This window comes from Helicobacter canis (genome assembly GCF_008693005.1).
Taxonomy (GTDB): Bacteria; Campylobacterota; Campylobacteria; order Campylobacterales; family Helicobacteraceae; genus Helicobacter_B; species Helicobacter_B canis.
On sequence record NZ_VXKE01000005.1, the window covers coordinates 65,546 to 81,350 of the forward strand.

The 15,805-nt window shown below is 43.6% G+C and carries 14 protein-coding genes; 3 read left to right on the forward strand and 11 right to left on the reverse strand.

The window, feature by feature from the left end; all coding sequences use genetic code 11:
* The first annotated feature begins 8 nt into the window (after positions 1-8).
* Positions 9-797, forward strand: a complete 789-nt coding sequence (locus tag F4V45_RS01705) for a transporter substrate-binding domain-containing protein (protein ID WP_150336772.1) — start codon at positions 9-11, stop codon at positions 795-797.
* A 39-nt stretch (positions 798-836) separates the two neighbouring features.
* Here the strand turns inward: F4V45_RS01705 and putP are convergent, their stop codons facing one another.
* From putP to F4V45_RS01760, 11 genes are all read right to left on the reverse strand, one after another.
* Positions 837-2,312 (reverse strand): sodium/proline symporter PutP, encoded by a 1,476-nt coding sequence (putP, locus tag F4V45_RS01710; protein WP_150336773.1) that lies wholly within the window; start codon positions 2,310-2,312, stop codon positions 837-839.
* Positions 2,313-2,322: 10 nt separating this feature from the next.
* Positions 2,323-5,892, reverse strand: coding sequence for a proline dehydrogenase family protein (locus tag F4V45_RS01715; protein ID WP_150336774.1), 3,570 nt, complete (start codon positions 5,890-5,892; stop codon positions 2,323-2,325).
* 54 nt (positions 5,893-5,946) lie between these two features.
* On the reverse strand, positions 5,947-7,605 hold the full coding sequence (locus tag F4V45_RS01720) for a cation acetate symporter (RefSeq protein WP_210670699.1): 1,659 nt from the start codon (positions 7,603-7,605) through the stop codon (positions 5,947-5,949).
* A 2-nt stretch (positions 7,606-7,607) separates the two neighbouring features.
* Positions 7,608-7,976, reverse strand: coding sequence for a DUF485 domain-containing protein (locus tag F4V45_RS01725; RefSeq protein WP_023929254.1), 369 nt, complete (start codon positions 7,974-7,976; stop codon positions 7,608-7,610).
* A 270-nt stretch (positions 7,977-8,246) separates the two neighbouring features.
* A complete protein-coding gene (locus tag F4V45_RS01730; RefSeq protein WP_150336776.1) occupies positions 8,247-8,699 on the reverse strand; it encodes a peroxiredoxin in 453 nt (150 codons plus the stop codon).
* 39 nt (positions 8,700-8,738) lie between these two features.
* Complete coding sequence (locus F4V45_RS01735; protein WP_150336777.1) at positions 8,739-9,143, reverse strand: HP1233 family protein; 405 nt, start codon at positions 9,141-9,143, stop codon at positions 8,739-8,741.
* Between the two features lie 151 nt (positions 9,144-9,294).
* Entirely contained in the window at positions 9,295-9,819 is a 525-nt protein-coding gene (locus F4V45_RS01740) for a hypothetical protein (RefSeq protein WP_150336778.1), read from the reverse strand.
* Complete coding sequence (gene lpxC, locus F4V45_RS01745) at positions 9,819-10,712, reverse strand: UDP-3-O-acyl-N-acetylglucosamine deacetylase (protein ID WP_150336779.1); 894 nt, start codon at positions 10,710-10,712, stop codon at positions 9,819-9,821. The genes F4V45_RS01740 and lpxC overlap by 1 nt, the downstream gene beginning before the upstream one ends.
* Before the next feature lie 22 nt (positions 10,713-10,734).
* Positions 10,735-11,322, reverse strand: coding sequence for a septum site-determining protein MinC (locus F4V45_RS01750; protein WP_150336780.1), 588 nt, complete (start codon positions 11,320-11,322; stop codon positions 10,735-10,737).
* Positions 11,323-12,744 carry a M23 family metallopeptidase gene (locus tag F4V45_RS01755; RefSeq protein WP_150336781.1) on the reverse strand — a complete coding sequence of 474 codons (1,422 nt, stop codon included), beginning with the start codon at positions 12,742-12,744 and terminating at the stop codon, positions 11,323-11,325.
* A 16-nt stretch (positions 12,745-12,760) separates the two neighbouring features.
* Positions 12,761-14,044: a 3-isopropylmalate dehydratase large subunit gene (locus F4V45_RS01760; RefSeq protein WP_150336782.1), complete on the reverse strand. Its 1,284-nt coding sequence runs from the start codon at positions 14,042-14,044 to the stop codon at positions 12,761-12,763.
* Between the two features lie 121 nt (positions 14,045-14,165).
* Here F4V45_RS01760 and F4V45_RS01765 point away from each other — a divergent pair, with 121 nt between their 5' ends.
* Complete coding sequence (locus tag F4V45_RS01765; RefSeq protein WP_150336783.1) at positions 14,166-15,278, forward strand: GDP-L-fucose synthase family protein; 1,113 nt, start codon at positions 14,166-14,168, stop codon at positions 15,276-15,278.
* Between the two features lie 58 nt (positions 15,279-15,336).
* Positions 15,337-15,792, forward strand: coding sequence for a protoporphyrinogen oxidase HemJ (gene hemJ, locus F4V45_RS01770; RefSeq protein WP_150336784.1), 456 nt, complete (start codon positions 15,337-15,339; stop codon positions 15,790-15,792).
* The last annotated feature ends 13 nt before the right edge of the window (positions 15,793-15,805 follow it).

Consider the following 15,805-nt stretch of genomic DNA (forward strand, 5'->3'; position numbering starts at 1 on the left):
GAGCAAGGGTGCAGAATCTATGGAAAGCTGTGTTGGCTGTGTGCGCTGGAGTATGTTTGGCATTTGGTATATTTGGGTGTGAAAACTCTCTAGAATCTATCAAAGATCGGCGCGTGCTACACATTGGTATATCCAAAGCTACCCCGCCATTTGGATATGTAGATTCTAGTGGTGAATTTGCTGGGCTTGAAGTGCTGCTTGGCAGAAAGCTTGCTAAAGATCTCTTGGGAGATGAAAATCGTGTGCGCTTTAGTGCCATTACAGATGCGCAAGGGCTTGAGCTTTTAGACTCCTTAGGGCTTGACATTATTCTCTCTAACATATACAACCCACGATCAAATGCCATTGCGTTTGCCAACCCATTTATTTACACAACTACCAGCGTTATGGGTAAAGTCAATCAGCCCCAAGGCATACAAGAGCTCGCTGGCGCAAAAATCCTTGTGCGTAGCAACTCTGTGGCACAAGCATATTTCCAAGCCAACTATCCAAAAGCTATCTTAGAAATATGTGCGGATTTGCGCGAGTGCTTGGCTGTGTTTGAGCGAGATGATTTGTCGTATTTTGCCGAAGATAATGTGATCATCACGCTACTTGTGCGCCAGAATCCAGACTTTACTATAAGTGTCCCTGCACTAGGCGACCCCTACCCCATAAAGCCACTGGTTAAAGACACAAATACAAGCTTACTTACTTGGCTAAACAAAGAGCTCTCTATACTGCACAAAGAAGGGTTTTTGCAGCAGGCATTTGATAGTGCTGTGCGCTCATACTATGATGAAATGCACTCACGCTAGATTCTATCTCTCCCACCCATAGAGCCATCTCATCAAAGCTTATAAATTAGCTATCATCTTCTCATAAGCCGCTTTTGTGCCCGGGCGCACACTTGTCATAAGGCTTGCGATAATAATCACCAAAGAAGCAGCGATAAAGCCGGGGACAATTTCATAAAGGTTGATATATGCAGCAATGTAGTTTTGCCATACAATCACCACCACCGCGCCTGTGATCATTCCAGCAATCGCGCCTATACGCGTCATTCTGCTCCAAAAGAGTGAAAAAAGCATCACCGAGCCAAAGCTTGCCCCAAAGCCCGCCCACGCATAAGACACGATCTCTAAAATACTAGAATCCTTATCCGTAGAAATCAAAAATGCGATAACTGCCACAAGTAGCACCCCAAATCTACCGATTTTCATCACCATTTGCGAGCTAGCATCTTGCTTAAAAATACGGCGATAAAAGTCCTCTGCCAAAGTGGAGCTAGAGACAAGGAGCTGTGAGCTAGCCGTGCTCATAATCGCGGCTAAAATTGCACTCAGCAAAATCCCAGCAATCCAAGGATTAAAGAGTAATTGACTCATCACAATAAAGATTTTTTCTGGATCTTGCAAGGAGAGATTAAATTTATGCACATAGGCAATACCCAAAACCCCAATCAAGCACGCCCCAATGAGTGAAATCACCATCCAAGAAATCCCCACAAAAGTGGCAGTTGGAATATCTTTAGTCGAGCGGATAGACATAAAGCGCACTAAAATATGCGGCTGTCCAAAATACCCTAGCCCCCACGCAAGAGCTGAGATGATCGCAAGAGCAGATACGCCCTCTCCCATAGAAAGAGCTTTAGGCTTAATTTCTGCTACGATTTTTACCGCCTCATCGTAGCCACCAAGCTCCCCTAGCATTACTACAGGCACGATGATTAGAGCCCCCATCATCAAAAGCCCTTGAATCATATCAGTCCAGCACACCGCTTTGTAGCCTCCCAAAAATGTGTAGGCGACAATAATCAATGTGCCCGCAGTAAGCGCATAGGCATAATCAATCCCAAAAGTGCTTTCAAAAAGCTTTGCTCCACCTACAAGCCCAGCGGATACATAGAAAGTGAAAAATACCAAAATCACAATGGCGCAAACTATGCGCAAAATGTGCTTATCATCATCAAAACGCGTTTCAAAATAGTCAGGGATTGTAATGCTATCTGCTATGAGACTTGTGTAGATTCTAAGCCGTTTAGCCACGAAGCTCCAATTAAGCAGCGCGCCAATACTAAGCCCTATGGCGATATAGCTCTCCACAAAGCCGCCCGCATACAAAGCTCCCGGCAGCCCCATCAAAAGCCAGCCACTCATATCACTAGCCCCAGCACTTAGGGCTGATACCACAGGTCCAAGCGATCGCCCACCTAGAAAATAGTCTTCTGTGGTGGTGTTTTTCCTATAAAAATAAAAGCCGATAAAAAGCATTAACGCTGAATAGGCGATAAAAGTTATGGCGATTTCTGTGTTGATTTGCACGATTCCCATTTGTGTCTCCTTATGATAAAGTTGATGATTTCTTAGTGCTTAACGCACGCACACCTAAATTCCCATAGCGATGATAGGAAATGCTTAAAGCTTTTTCATTGTAGTAGTATAAAAGCTCAAAACGCCCATTAAGCAAAGGCTTATCACGGATAATGATTCTAGCTTGCTTGGCAGCGGCTTGATAGATGGGGATATTTTGCTCTGCTTTAGCGTGGTAGCGCACTCGCTCAAAAAGTGGGAGCTTGGCGATAAACTCATCGCTGCTTTCTGCTACAAAATCTGCGGCTAAGTCCGCCATTTGACAAACTTTTTGGGCTAAGGCGATAACCGCCCTAGAATCCTCGTTTTGCGCGTTTGTATCACAAGCCCTAGAATCCACTTTTTTCTCATAGCTTACCAGAGGACTTAAGCCTAGTGTATTGCACCCTATAATAACGCCTAAAATATCTTGCAAGCTATCTTGCTCACACACCCTAAAGGCTAGGTTTTTAATCCGCGTGTAAGAAAAAAGATTATCTTCTCCACGGATATTGACATAATCTTTTGCCACGCTAAATTCGTGCTTATAGTGGTAGGCATAGGACTTTGCCATAAGGGCGGCATTTGCTAGGGCAGCTTGTGTGCTTTCATCACTTGCTTTGCTTAGTTTTTCTAATGCACTTGCTAAGGGGCTATCAAGTAAATTTGTATCAGTTTTTGCTTCTATATCCATAAATTGCGTGATGTAGTTATAGATTCCTACCTTTCTCCCAAAGCCTATGGCAGACTTTTTCACCCCGCCAAAGGGCTGCCTTAGCACGATAGCCCCAGTTGTGGGCTTGTTGATATAGATATTCCCTGCTTCAATGTGTGTGTGAAAATACTCCCACTCTCTTTCATCTAAGCTTTCAAATCCAGCTGTAAGCCCATATCCTGTGGCATTGACGATTGCGATGGCTTCTTGTAAATCTTTTGCCCTCATTACACTTAAAATTGGTGCGAAAAGCTCGTTTATATGCGTGAAAGCACCTTTTTTAACGCCATATTTTATGCCCGGAGTCATTAGATGTGGATTCTCATTGATAAATGTCGGCTTTAATGCCCACTCTTCCCCAGCTTCTAGCTCGTTGATAGCTTTTAAAAGCTTCTGGCTAGGTTTATCACACAATGCCCCAAGTTTATTTTTTAGCACAAAGGGGCTACCCACTGCTAGAGATTGTGCCGCATCGACAAGAGCTTTTTTAAACTCCTTATCTTTATACACTTCATCTTCTAGCACAAGCAGAGAAGTCGCTGAGCATTTTTGCCCAGAATTTGAAAAGGCAGAGTGGATAATGTTTTTGACCGCGCTATCTCTATCGGCAAATTTAGAGACTATGGTCGCATTTTTGCCCCCAGTTTCTGCACTTAAAAGTAGGGTAGGATTTGCTTGTAGCATTGCATAAGCAGTCTCTTCTCCTCCTGTGAGTATGGAAAATTTCACCGCTTCATCACGCAAAAGATGAGTAGATATATCACTGCCTTTTGCAGGGAGAAAGATTAAAGCATCTTTTGGAATCCCAGCGTCCCAGAAGCATTGGCAAAGCATAAAGCCAGTAAGAGTGGAGAGCGATGAGGGCTTATAGATGACGACATTACCCGCAGCCAAAGGGGCAGCTATAGTGCCAGCAGAAATGCCCACAGGGAAATTCCAAGGAGCTATGGTAACACCTATGCCTTTTGGCTTAAAGGTGGTATTTGGATTTTGCTTTTGTAGCGTTTCTAAAGAGTGTGGGTAAAACTCTATAAAATCAATCGCTTCGCTTACTTCAGGGTCGATTTCTAAAAAGGTTTTACCCGTTTCAAGTGCGGCAATCCCTATCAAATCCCCCCTTCTCTCACGCATAAGCTTGGCGACTTTTGAGAGAGTTTGATAAATACTATCAAAGCTTGTTGTGGGGAAGTGTGAATTTTTCGCAATTTGTAGGGCTTGTTTAATCTGTGCTTCGCCCGCTAAATACGCCTTGCCTATGGGGCGATTTGTGATTTTTTCTTTGATTTCTAGGGCGTGTAAATTTGCTTGCGCAAAATCAAGCTCCCCAGCCACAGGATACACATCATAATTTGCTAAATTTTCATATTTCGCCTTGATATTTTGCGCCCATAGTCTATTTTGCGGCAGGATAAAATCTGTGTCGCTTTCATTGGTAAAAGTTTTTGTTTCATAGGAGCTAGCAGCTTTAGAAATTTGGCTTCTATCCTGCTTTCTATGTGTGGAATTATCAAGAGTTTTAATGCCCTCAAGCGCGTGTAAAAATAGCTCCTTTTGCTCCTGCCACTCTTTAGATCCGACTTTTAGATTGAAAAAATAGCGCATAAAATTATCTTCGCTTGTGTTTTCATCAAGACGGCGCACAAGATATGCAATGGCATTATTAAAATGCGCTGCATCACACACAGGCGCGTAAAGGATTAAATCGTGCATTTTAGATAGCTCATAAGAGCATTGCAAGCTCATACCTTCTAGCATTTCAAAGGTAAAGCTCTCACCTGCCCCAGCTTCGTTAATACGCGTGTAAGCATAAGCGATTTCAAAAATATTATGACTTGCAATACCGACATTGATATATTTGTAATTTTCATCTTCTAATACAAGATCTAGCATTTTATTATAATTGCTATCGGTGTCGATTTTACGCGAGAAAGTCGGCAGCTCCCAGCCTTTTTGACTAGCAATCGTTTCTTCACTCTCCATATTTGCGCCTTTTACAAAGCGGATTTTAATGGGCTGCATACCCTTTAAAACCCTTTCTTTTGAAAAGGCTAAAAGCTTTTTGAGATATTCATAAGAGTCAGGAATATAAGCCTGCAAGACAATGCCCGCTTTAATGTCAAATTTGCTCACACTCTCCATAAAGGCTGCCACGGTAAGCTCTAAATCCCTAAACTCCTCCATATCTAAATTGATAAATTTACGCACGCCTTGTCTTTTTTGCTCTTCTAAGGCTAGGGTGTAGAGCTTATCAAGTCTTTTGACAACTTCTTCTTTAGAGTAGTCAAAGTCAATGATATTGATTTGTGAAAAAATCGTGGTAATTTTGATAGAAATATAAGTGATATAGCTTGATTTAAGGGCTTCTTCATATTTTTGCATACGATACTGGCTCTCCACTTCACCCAAAACTTCTTCACCGATGAGATTAACATTAAGCGTGATATTATGCTCCTTTTTGCGTTTGGCGATGTGTGGGGCCAAGGAGCTTTCGCTAGAATCTAAAACCATAGCCTTTGTATCATCTCTCAAATGCGAAACAAAAAATGGCACACTCAATTTTGGAGCAAGCCTGCCAAAGTTTAAAAAGCTAAAAAGCAAAAACTTCTCAAAAGGAGAGAAAAAGTCTGCTATGCCGAATTTATTAAGCGTATGCCCTATAAGCTCAAAACTCGCTTTTTTATCCTTACAGCGGAAAGAGCGGTCAAGTAGCTCTATAAGCATTACCTTATTGCTAGGCTTATTAAGAAGCTTTTGCATTTTCGCGTGGAATTGTCTCTCACTAGCGGAGAGATTGCTTTGTATTTGGGATTGCAGTTTTTCTGCTAGAGATAAGGATTGCTGTATCATCACATAGCCTTAAAAATGGATTCTAGCTACTCCGCCACAAGGGCAGGATAGCACTTAATGAGCTACCGCTTCACTCGCACCGACACCGCTTTGAGCGCGGAAGTCTTGTGCTTCAAAGCCACTTCTATCAATCTGCGCGCGCTTAGAATTATCAAGCTTAGAGATAATAAAAATTGCTATAAAAGTCAAAGGCATTGTAAAAATCGCTGGGTGATTATAAGGGAAAATCGCAGACTCAAAGCCAAAGCTTGTTACCCAAATGCTAGGACTTAAAACAACAAGTGTTAGCACCACGATAAGCCCTATAAGCCCACCCCAAAACGCACCTTTAGTTGTGAGATTCTTCCAATAAATTGAAAGCAGCAATATAGGGAAATTCACACTCGCAGCAATCGCAAACGCAAGTCCCACCATAAAGGCGATATTTTGCTTTTCAAACAAGAATCCTAACGCGATAGCTAAAACCCCTAAAAATATAGTCGCACCTTTTGTTACTCTCATCTCTAATTTAGGGTCGCATTTGCCATCTTTGCAGACATTTACAAACAAGTCGTGGCTAATAGCCCCAGCCCCAGAAATTGCAAGCCCAGAGACAACAGCCAAAATCGTAGCAAACGCCACTGCAGAGATAAATCCTAAAAAGACATTGCCCCCTAGCACTTCTGCCAAGCTAATTGCCACCATATTTGCCACACCACTATATGAGCCATCGGGATTTGTAAATTCAGGATTCCCATACAACAGCGCGATAGCCCCAAAGCCTATGATGAAGGTAAGGATATAAAAATACCCAATAAGCCCTGTGGCATAAAACACGGATTTTCTAGCTTCCTTAGCATCTTTCACCGTGAAAAAACGCATTAAAATATGTGGCAATCCTGCTGTCCCAAACATCAAGGCAAGTCCAAGCGAAACCGCAGAAATCGTATCTGGCAAAAATGTCCCCGGAGCCATAATCGCTTCACCTTTTGGGTGATGAGAAATCGCTTGAGAAAAATAGTAAGTAAGGTCAAACTTTGTCAAATACAGCACCATAATCGCCATAAAGCTTGTCCCAGCCAAAAGTAAAATCGCCTTAATGATTTGCACCCAAGTTGTAGCGTGCATACCACCAAAAACAACATAACAAATCATCAAGATTCCCACAAGGACAACAGCCACACCATAAGGCAGCCCAAAAAGCACCTGTATAAGCTGCCCTGCTCCAACCATTTGCGCGATAAGATAGAAGACAATCACACTTAGCGCAGAAACTGCAGAAATAACGCGGATAGGCTTTGCTTGAAGGCGATATGCTGTAATATCAGCAAAGGTAAATTTCCCAAGATTGCGGAACTTTTCAGCGATTAAAAAGAGAATAATGGGCCACCCCACCAAAAAGCCAATGGAGTAAATAAGCCCGTCAAATCCATTCATAAAAACTAACGCGGTGATACCTAGGAAGCTTGCCGCACTCATATAATCCCCGGCAATAGCTATGCCATTTTGCGCTCCTGTGATATTGCCACCAGCTGTGTAGAATCCACTTGCAGACTGGCTCTTTTTATTAGACAAGTAGGTGATAAACAATGTCGCTAGCACAAAAGCCAGAAACATACCAATAGCAATTGGATTTACATCAGACTTCGCTCCGCCTGTATTGATAGCATCAGCACAAAGCGTAGATGCGCCAAATACACTTGCAATAAATACCAAACCAACTTTTTGTAGCATTTTCATTGTGCTCCTCCTTGGTCTCTATAGTCAATTTCACCTTGCTTGAGCGCATCAATCACATTAGATTCTTGCAACTGCTCAAGGATATTTGCCTGATCCCGATCAAAATATGTATTTGCCAAGAATGTATAAATTCCGGTAGCAACGATACTTAAGACGATGATAAAAAGTCCGCCAATGATCCCAAGCGTAACGGAGCTAGGACCCAAGCGGTAGCCCAGCACATCTGGGAACAGCCCCACACTAAGCACAAAAATGTAGTAGCACACCAGCACTACAAGTGAAAGAACTAGTGAAATTTTGTTCCTAAAGCTGACAAACTGCCGAAACTTCGATAAGGCTCTTTGCTGATTTTCTGTAAGCTTCATCACGCTCTCCTTTGTGTAAAAATTTCCTGTTACTATCCATAAGAATACTAAAAAGTAACATACAACTCGATACTACAATAAATTATTTCTAACAAAATGCTATGCAGGACAAATATCCCTAATAATTGTAAAATAGTAACACTGATAAAAATAAATGTGTAGAATTACCACTTATAGAATACCGCACGAGCTTGCACAGCTAGCGCCAGTAGGCGGTCGTGCTAGTTTAGATTCTAGCTAGGGTATTGGACTTTTAAGTTAGCAGCAGTCTTAAAGCATATCTAGCACGGCTTGCGCGTGCCCCTTAGCCTTGACATTATAGAGCGCGTGCAAAATCTTGCCATTTTGGATAATAAAAGTTGAGCGGATAATCCCCATCACTTCCTTACCATACATCATCTTTTTCCCATAGGCACCATAGGCACTTGCCACTGCTTTATCCTTGTCGCTTAGAAGGATATGCTTTAAATCCTGCTTGGCAATGAAGCCCTGGTGGCACTTAGGAGAATCTGGGCTAATGCCTATCACAAGCGCATTTTTAGCGAAAAATTGCGGCAGTAGCTGGCTAAAATCCTGCGCCTCTATCGTGCAGCCGGGCGTGTTATCCTTAGGATAGAAGTAAAGGATAATGGTCTTTTGTGGAAAGTCTTTAAGAGAAATCTCCACGCCTTGGGCATTGGGAAGGCAAAAATCTGGAGCTACATCATTTGCTTGAAGCTGCATTGGAGATCCTTATTGTTGGATAAAAAATTGTAATAAACCTTAGCTTAAAATATCAACTTCTTGCGCACCATTATAGAGCGCGATATAGCGTGTGATAAACTGATCTCTAGCATTGAAGTAGGGGTTTTTCCGTGGATTTAAGTGTGGCTTTAGATTCTGCGCGCTGGAATCTTGCGCATAAGATTCTGTGAAAACATACAATGCCTGAGCAGCAGCCATCTTCTCTACCTCGCTCATACCCTCACTCGCACGCAAAAACACCTGATACTCTTTATCGCTCATTTTTTCTAAAATCTCCAGCCCAAATGTCTCTCTAGCACGGGGAGTAGATTGCTGGGTGGATTCTGGTGCCTTACTTGAGTCTTTGGGATTTTGCGCAGCTTTTACAGGGGCTTTAGCTTGTATATCCTGCGTGGCGTCTTTTTCACTAGAAGAGCTATCCAAATCCCTTGTAGTGTGCAAAAGAGATGACAGAGAAGTAGCAGAAAGTCCATAATCAATACGCACGCTTTAACTCCAAACAGCCTATAACAATGCACAACACCCAAGCAAAAATCAATCCAAACTAACCCCCCGCTTCACTAATCCATACAAGTCATACAGGGGGCAAAATATAAAGCGGCTCGCAAGGCAGGCAGAATCGCTCCTTTGGCAATATGCTAGGAGCGTGGAATGCCAAGCGTGGTGGCGGGCTCTCGCATAAAGTGTGCGTGATATGCGCTTTCGCGCTTGCTAGATTGCTAGCGTAGGTGTTTGGGGCTTTTTCATAGGGGATTTGGTCGCAGTTTTGCAGTGTGAAATACTTCTTTCCAAAAGCTGGGATATGAGAATCTAAACAAAGTGAAAAGCTATCTGTAGCATAAAGTGGAATTGAGCCCGCAATCGCCCAGCTATGCAAAAAAGTATGTGTGAGTTTCAGTGCGCTAAGATTGCCCGGACCGCTAGCATAGTAAATGCCGCTCACACGCATGCTAGATTCTCGCAGGCGCTGATACATTAGTGGCAGGGCAGTTGAGGGCTTCTCATCAATGCTAAAGGATTCTAGCAGCCTATCATCATCATAGAGTGCGTAATGCAATGGGGCATTGATACATAGGACTAGGAGATTGCAGGCGTGCATTAACTAATTGCCACAGCCTTTTCAAACTCTAGCACCTTTTGACTCTCACTCGCTGTAACGACCTCGTATGCCCCCTCTTCGTGCAAAAGCTTTTGCGTGAGCAAGGAGTTTAGCTTATGGCTGCCAGCAAAGGAGATATAGCTCCCTAGCAAAGGTATGCCTAAAATCGCCATATCGCCAATAGCATCTAGAATCTTATGCCGCACAAACTCCTCTGGATAGCGCAAGCCCTCTTTATTCATAATGCCTGATTCATCAAGCACGATACAATTATTAAGATTCCCGCCTTTAGCTAGCCCAATAGAGCGCAAGTAATTCACTTCTTGCAGAAATCCAAATGTCCTAGCTTTGGCAATTTCATCGATATAAGCAGTCTTAGAAAAGGTAAATGTATAGTGCTGCTCTTTGATAGCAGGGTGTGCAAAATCTATGGAGAAGTCAAAAATTGTCTTGTGGCTTGGCTCTAGGCGCACAAACTTTTCACCATCGCGCACTTCTATGGGCTTTTTTATCTCTATAAGTTTGCGTGGCTCATCAAACTCCACAATGCCCGCTTCATCAAGCAGCAGACAATGCGCTATGGAGCTGCCGTCCATTATGGGGACTTCTTCGTTGTTTATGCTGATTTTTAGATTATCAATCCCATAGGCATACACTGCAGACATCAAATGCTCTATTGTAGAGACTTTTGCCTCGCCTTTGCCAATGACCGTTGCCATTGTGGTATCAATAATGGATTCTGGCACAAGCGGGATACTCACGCCTAAATCACTGCGGTAAAACACAATCCCACTATTTGCCTCTAAAGGCTCTAAAACAAGCGTAACAGGCACGCCCTTATGCAAGCCTATGCCCGTTAGCTCGACTCTTTTTTTAATCGTCCTTTGCTTCATAGAATCCCCCTACACAACTTTCCTATATAATCTCTTGGACCGCTATTGTATCGCTATTTTTGATAATGATTTTTAAATGATTGCTGGCATTGATTTTAGCGACAATAGGCTCTGGCAAGATAGAATCGCAAAAGACAATATGCCCGGAAGTGAGATTGCGCAAGATGAAAAACTCCCCATCTACGCGCAGCACCCCAGCACAATCCCCAAAGACAACAAGACTATGCTTAGCATAAATATGCGCTCCGTGCGCTATATCACCTAAAATCACAGCATTATCTTCTAGCGTGATCTCCTCCCCACTGCGCACCTTATGGATAAGTGTGCAAGCTTGCTTACTTGGCTGCTGGGCGGCTTGTCTCTCCTGCTTGCCTAGTATAGAATCTAGGGCTTGTATAGATTCTAGCTTGGGCTTGCTGGGCAGAGTGCCAATAGTGTATAAAAGTCCAAAAGAGCAGCACAACTCCTGCAAGTCTGCATCAATGGGCGTGGGAAAGTGCAGGATAAAGCTCCGCAGTAAAATGGCGTTTTTCTCAATAAAGCTGCGCCATTCCGTGCTACCCCCACTCTCAAAGCTTAGGATTTGTGCGCGATGTTGCCGCGTTTTCATCTAATTAGATTCTGCATTGATGAGTGATTTGGCTTGGGCTAAAATATCTGTAATGTTATGCTTGATCCACCTAGAATCTAGCCACTCCACATTGCGCACATTAAGTCCTTGCACCAGCATACCAAAGTGCAAGTGATCGCCAAACGCCCAACCACTCTCGCCTGTAAGCCCAGCTATATCCCCAGCAAATACTTCTTGCTCATTACCTACAAAAAAGTCCTGCAAATGCGCATACAAGCTGCTTACACCAAATCCGTGGCTAACCATAATCGTATTGCCATAGACCCCAAGCTTTTGCTCTAAAATCACACGCCCATCATTGGCGATTATAATTTTGTCGTTTTTCACACTCGCGATATCAAGCCCTAGGTGGAGGGATTGGCTGGTTTTATTTGCGGCATTGATATAGGTGCGCTTATCGCCAAAGCGACCTACCACACTATATCCTTTAATAGGGACAAATGGACTCCACTCCACAGGAAAGCTTGTAGATTTTGCATCGTGCAAGCAAGCTTTGATCGCGCTTTGAGAGATGATCTCCTCATCTTTCAAGCGCACTTGCTCATTGATATAAACAAACTTTTCAAAATCATCATCTAGCTCATCAAGCTTAGGCTCATAGCGGATCGCCTTTATCTCGCTAATTAGGCTATCCATTTTCTCGCGCAAAAATCGCTCCTGCAATTTAAGCGTAGATGATTGGTAGCGCGGGGAAGTATCCTTGATGAAAGGGATTGTAATGCTCTTGGCATTTAAAGCCGTGTCAGAAACTTGGATTCTACCGCTGAAGTTTCGATTAGCTAGGGGCCAAGCAAGAATCACAGCATAATAGCCTTGTGTAACAAATGGAAAAGGCGTGAAAGTATCCTTGCCATTAGTGATTGTAATGTCCTTAATATCCACGCTTTCAACCTGAAACACAACAAGCGCGCTCCCACCATAACTAATCCTTGGCGAGTGCGCTAGAATCGTAATAACAGGCTGCTTCGTATTGATCGTAAAGTCCAAATGCTTGACCAATGTCTCACCGCTAAAAAAGTTCGCATTGCTCCAATCTGTGATAGCGACTTCATAGCGTAGCTTTGTGTTATCAGGCAGCTCGATTTCTGGCTTTGGCAGCCAAATCTTAAGCTTTTGTGGGCGATTTGTAACGACTTCTTCTTGCTCTAGCACCACAAGTCCATCGCCTGTGGTCGCCCTAATTTTATAGGACTTAATCTTGCTCTCGCTCTCTACTTCAAGTGAGATTCTACGCTCTGGATTCCACGCAGATGTATCATCGATAGGGATTTGCTCCGTGGGGCTTAAGTGCAAAAATGTCTGCACAGCAATAGGCGTGCTCTTAAACAAATCAAGCGTATAGAGGAAATACCCAAAAAGCCCAAGTGCCACAACAACTAGAATCCGCAAAAGCCCGCTCATCAAATCACCTCACCCATCAAAGCACTTCTCTAGGGTCAGCAATCTCGCCCATAATGGCAGAGTGCGCCACCACAGCAGCATTTGCTAAATACACTTGCGAAGTCCTAGAGCCCATACGCCCGATAAAATTGCGATTAGTTGTAGAGATGCATCGCTCATTATCCCCCAAAATCCCCATATATCCGCCAAGACACGCCCCACAAGTGGGATTAGAGATAAGCGCACCAGAATCTAGCAGTATATCAATGTAGCCTAGCTCTTGGGCTTGGCGGTAGATTTTCTGTGTGCCGGGCGTGATGATAAGCCGCACATCTGGGTGGATCTTCTTGCCCTTTAGAATCTGCGAGGCGATTTTGAGATCACTTAAGCGACCATTGGTGCAGCTACCGATAAATGCCTGATCAATGTGCAAATGCTCGCTACTTGCGTGGGAAATGGGCTTGCCATTGCTAGGCAAAAACGGATAGGCGACAAGCGGCTCTAGGGCTGATACATCAATGTGTAGGCGTTTTGCATATTGCGCATTTGAGTCGCTTTGATAGTAGCTTGGGCTTGCGCGCAAAGAGCCATTTGCTGCTTCCACTTCTGCAAGATAGGCTTTGGTGATAGAATCTGGAGCGATAATGCCATTTTTCGCACCTGCTTCTATCGCCATATTACAGAGTGAAAAGCGATCGTCCATACTTAGAGATTCTATCGCGCTACCGCAAAACTCTAGGCTCTTATACAGCGCACCATCAACGCCGATTTGCCGTATCACTTCTAAAATCAAGTCCTTTCCATACACGCCTTTAGGTAGCGCGCCTTCAAAGACAACCTGTATAGATTCTGGGACTTTAAACCAATTTTTACCTGTGATCATTGCATAGGCTAAGTCTGTGCTGCCCATACCTGTGCTAAATGCCCCCAATGCGCCGTGCGTGCAGGTGTGAGAATCTGCCCCGATAATCACATCACCACTTAGCACTAAGCCCTTTTCTGGTAAAAGCGCGTGCTCGATCCCCATATCTCGCTCATCAAAAAAATATTTTAGCTTATGTTTTTTGGCAAAGTCTCGGCTAATGCGCGCCTGATTGGCTGAGGCAATATCCTTAGCCGGGATAAAATGGTCCATCACAATGCAAAAATTATCCGCTTTTGCAAGCTTACTTGCCCCGCTTCTCTCAAATGCCTTAATAGAAAGTGGCGTGGTAATGTCGTTGCCAATGACCATATCAATGGGAGATTCTACAATTTGCCCCGCATTTACTTCTTTGCCACAATGCTTTGAAAAGATTTTCTCCACTAATGTCTGCCCCATAAACACCCCCTACACCACACAGCAATATGCGCAAAATAAAGCGCGTATTATACATTACTTTGCCCGCATTTCCGCGTGTTTTTGGAAATTTCGTTATAATGCGGATTTTTTAGGAGCGTGTATGCAGCTGGATTCTAGGATTTTTGTCGCTGGGCATAGAGGGCTTGTGGGGAGTGCGATTGTGCGCGAGCTACAAGCCCAAGGATATAGGCAAATTATAACGCGCAGCAGAGATGAGCTAGACTTGCGCGATATGGTGGCGGTGGAAGAGTTTTTTTCCACAATGCGCCCGGAGTATGTGGTGCTAGCTGCAGCCAAAGTCGGTGGAATCTATGCCAACAACACCTACCGAGCAGACTTCTTGTATGAGAATCTAGTAATACAAAATGCCGTGATCTACAATGCTTACAAATACGGGGTAAAAAAGCTGCTATTTCTAGGCAGCTCGTGTATCTACCCCAAGCTTGCTCCCCAGCCTATCGTAGAATCCGCCCTACTAACTAGCGAGCTAGAATACACCAACGAGCCTTATGCCATCGCTAAAATCGCTGGGATTAAGCTATGTGAGAGTTTTAGCCTGCAGTATGGCTGCAATTTTGTGAGTGTAATGCCTACCAATCTCTATGGAGAGCAAGATAATTTTGACCTAGAGACTTCCCATGTATTCCCAGCCCTTTTGCGCAAAATGCATCTAGCCAAACTATTGCGTGCGGGCGATATGGATGCTGTGGTAGCAGATATTACAAAGCGCAAGCCCAAAAACCACGCCTTGCAAGCCCTTAGCCCAGCAGAATTGCTAGCGCATTATGGCATTAGCAAAGAGAGCGTGCAGGTGTGGGGAAGCGGGCAGGTTAGGAGAGAGTTTCTATATGCGTTAGATATGGCTAGGGCGTGTGTGTTTGTGCTGCAAGACATTGATTTTGCTGATTTGGTAGATTCTAGCTTAGAATCTACTTTGCCCACATTGCAAAATACACACTCTAAAGAAGCTCAAGTGCGCAATACTCACATTAACATCGGCTATGGAAGCGATGTAAGCATACAAGAGCTAGCAGAATCTATACGCGAGATTGTCGGCTTTGAAGGTAGGCTTGTGTTTGATACCACAAAGCCTGATGGCACGCCAAGAAAACTTATGGATTCTAGCAAGATCAATGCACTTGGCTGGAAGCCACTTGTTACACTAGAAGAAGGCATAAAGCGCGTATATGAGCATTATAATGCGCAAGTTTAATGCATTTTAAGACGACTTAAACGACAATTACACCCACATTTTAATATTAAGGATAGAAATGGAATATCTCTCTAGCGTATTTATGGAGTATTATCAGTGGCTAAAGGCAGTGCATATTATGAGCATCATCGCGTGGATGGCAGGGCTATTATACCTCCCTAGGCTTTTTGTCTATCATAGTGAAAACAGAGCGTCTAAGGAGTTTGTGCAAGTAGTCAAGCTGCAAGAATACCGCCTTTTTGCCTACATTATGCGCCCTGCAATGCTCGCTAGCGTGATCACGGGCACTATGCTTATAATGGCAAATTTAGCGGTTTTTAAAAGTGGTATGTGGATACATATCAAGCTTACACTTGTGGCACTAATGCTTATTTTTCATATCGCTTGTGGTGTGCTTGCAAGCAAAATGCAAAGAGAATCCTGCACACTTAGCCCGCGATTTTTCCGTGTGTTTAATGAAGTCCCAACACTACTTATGATAGGTATCGTGCTATGCGCGGTGCTGAAATTTTAGACTTCTTAAGGAG

Bases quoted from the DNA above. Each gene is read 5' to 3' on its own strand.
- putP (WP_150336773.1), bottom strand. From the start codon at position 2,312: ATGGGAATCGTGCAAATCAACACAGAAATCGCCATAACTTTTATCGCC.
- F4V45_RS01715 (WP_150336774.1), bottom strand. From the start codon at position 5,892: ATGATACAGCAATCCTTATCTCTAGCAGAAAAACTGCAATCCCAAATA.
- F4V45_RS01720 (WP_210670699.1), bottom strand. From the start codon at position 7,605: ATGCTACAAAAAGTTGGTTTGGTATTTATTGCAAGTGTATTTGGCGCA.
- F4V45_RS01725 (WP_023929254.1), bottom strand. From the start codon at position 7,976: ATGAAGCTTACAGAAAATCAGCAAAGAGCCTTATCGAAGTTTCGGCAG.
- F4V45_RS01730 (WP_150336776.1), bottom strand. From the start codon at position 8,699: ATGCAGCTTCAAGCAAATGATGTAGCTCCAGATTTTTGCCTTCCCAAT.
- F4V45_RS01740 (WP_150336778.1), bottom strand. From the start codon at position 9,819: ATGCACGCCTGCAATCTCCTAGTCCTATGTATCAATGCCCCATTGCAT.
- lpxC (WP_150336779.1), bottom strand. From the start codon at position 10,712: ATGAAGCAAAGGACGATTAAAAAAAGAGTCGAGCTAACGGGCATAGGC.
- F4V45_RS01750 (WP_150336780.1), bottom strand. From the start codon at position 11,322: ATGAAAACGCGGCAACATCGCGCACAAATCCTAAGCTTTGAGAGTGGG.
- F4V45_RS01755 (WP_150336781.1), bottom strand. From the start codon at position 12,744: ATGAGCGGGCTTTTGCGGATTCTAGTTGTTGTGGCACTTGGGCTTTTT.
- F4V45_RS01760 (WP_150336782.1), bottom strand. From the start codon at position 14,044: ATGGGGCAGACATTAGTGGAGAAAATCTTTTCAAAGCATTGTGGCAAA.
- F4V45_RS01765 (WP_150336783.1), top strand. From the start codon at position 14,166: ATGCAGCTGGATTCTAGGATTTTTGTCGCTGGGCATAGAGGGCTTGTG.
- hemJ (WP_150336784.1), top strand. From the start codon at position 15,337: ATGGAATATCTCTCTAGCGTATTTATGGAGTATTATCAGTGGCTAAAG.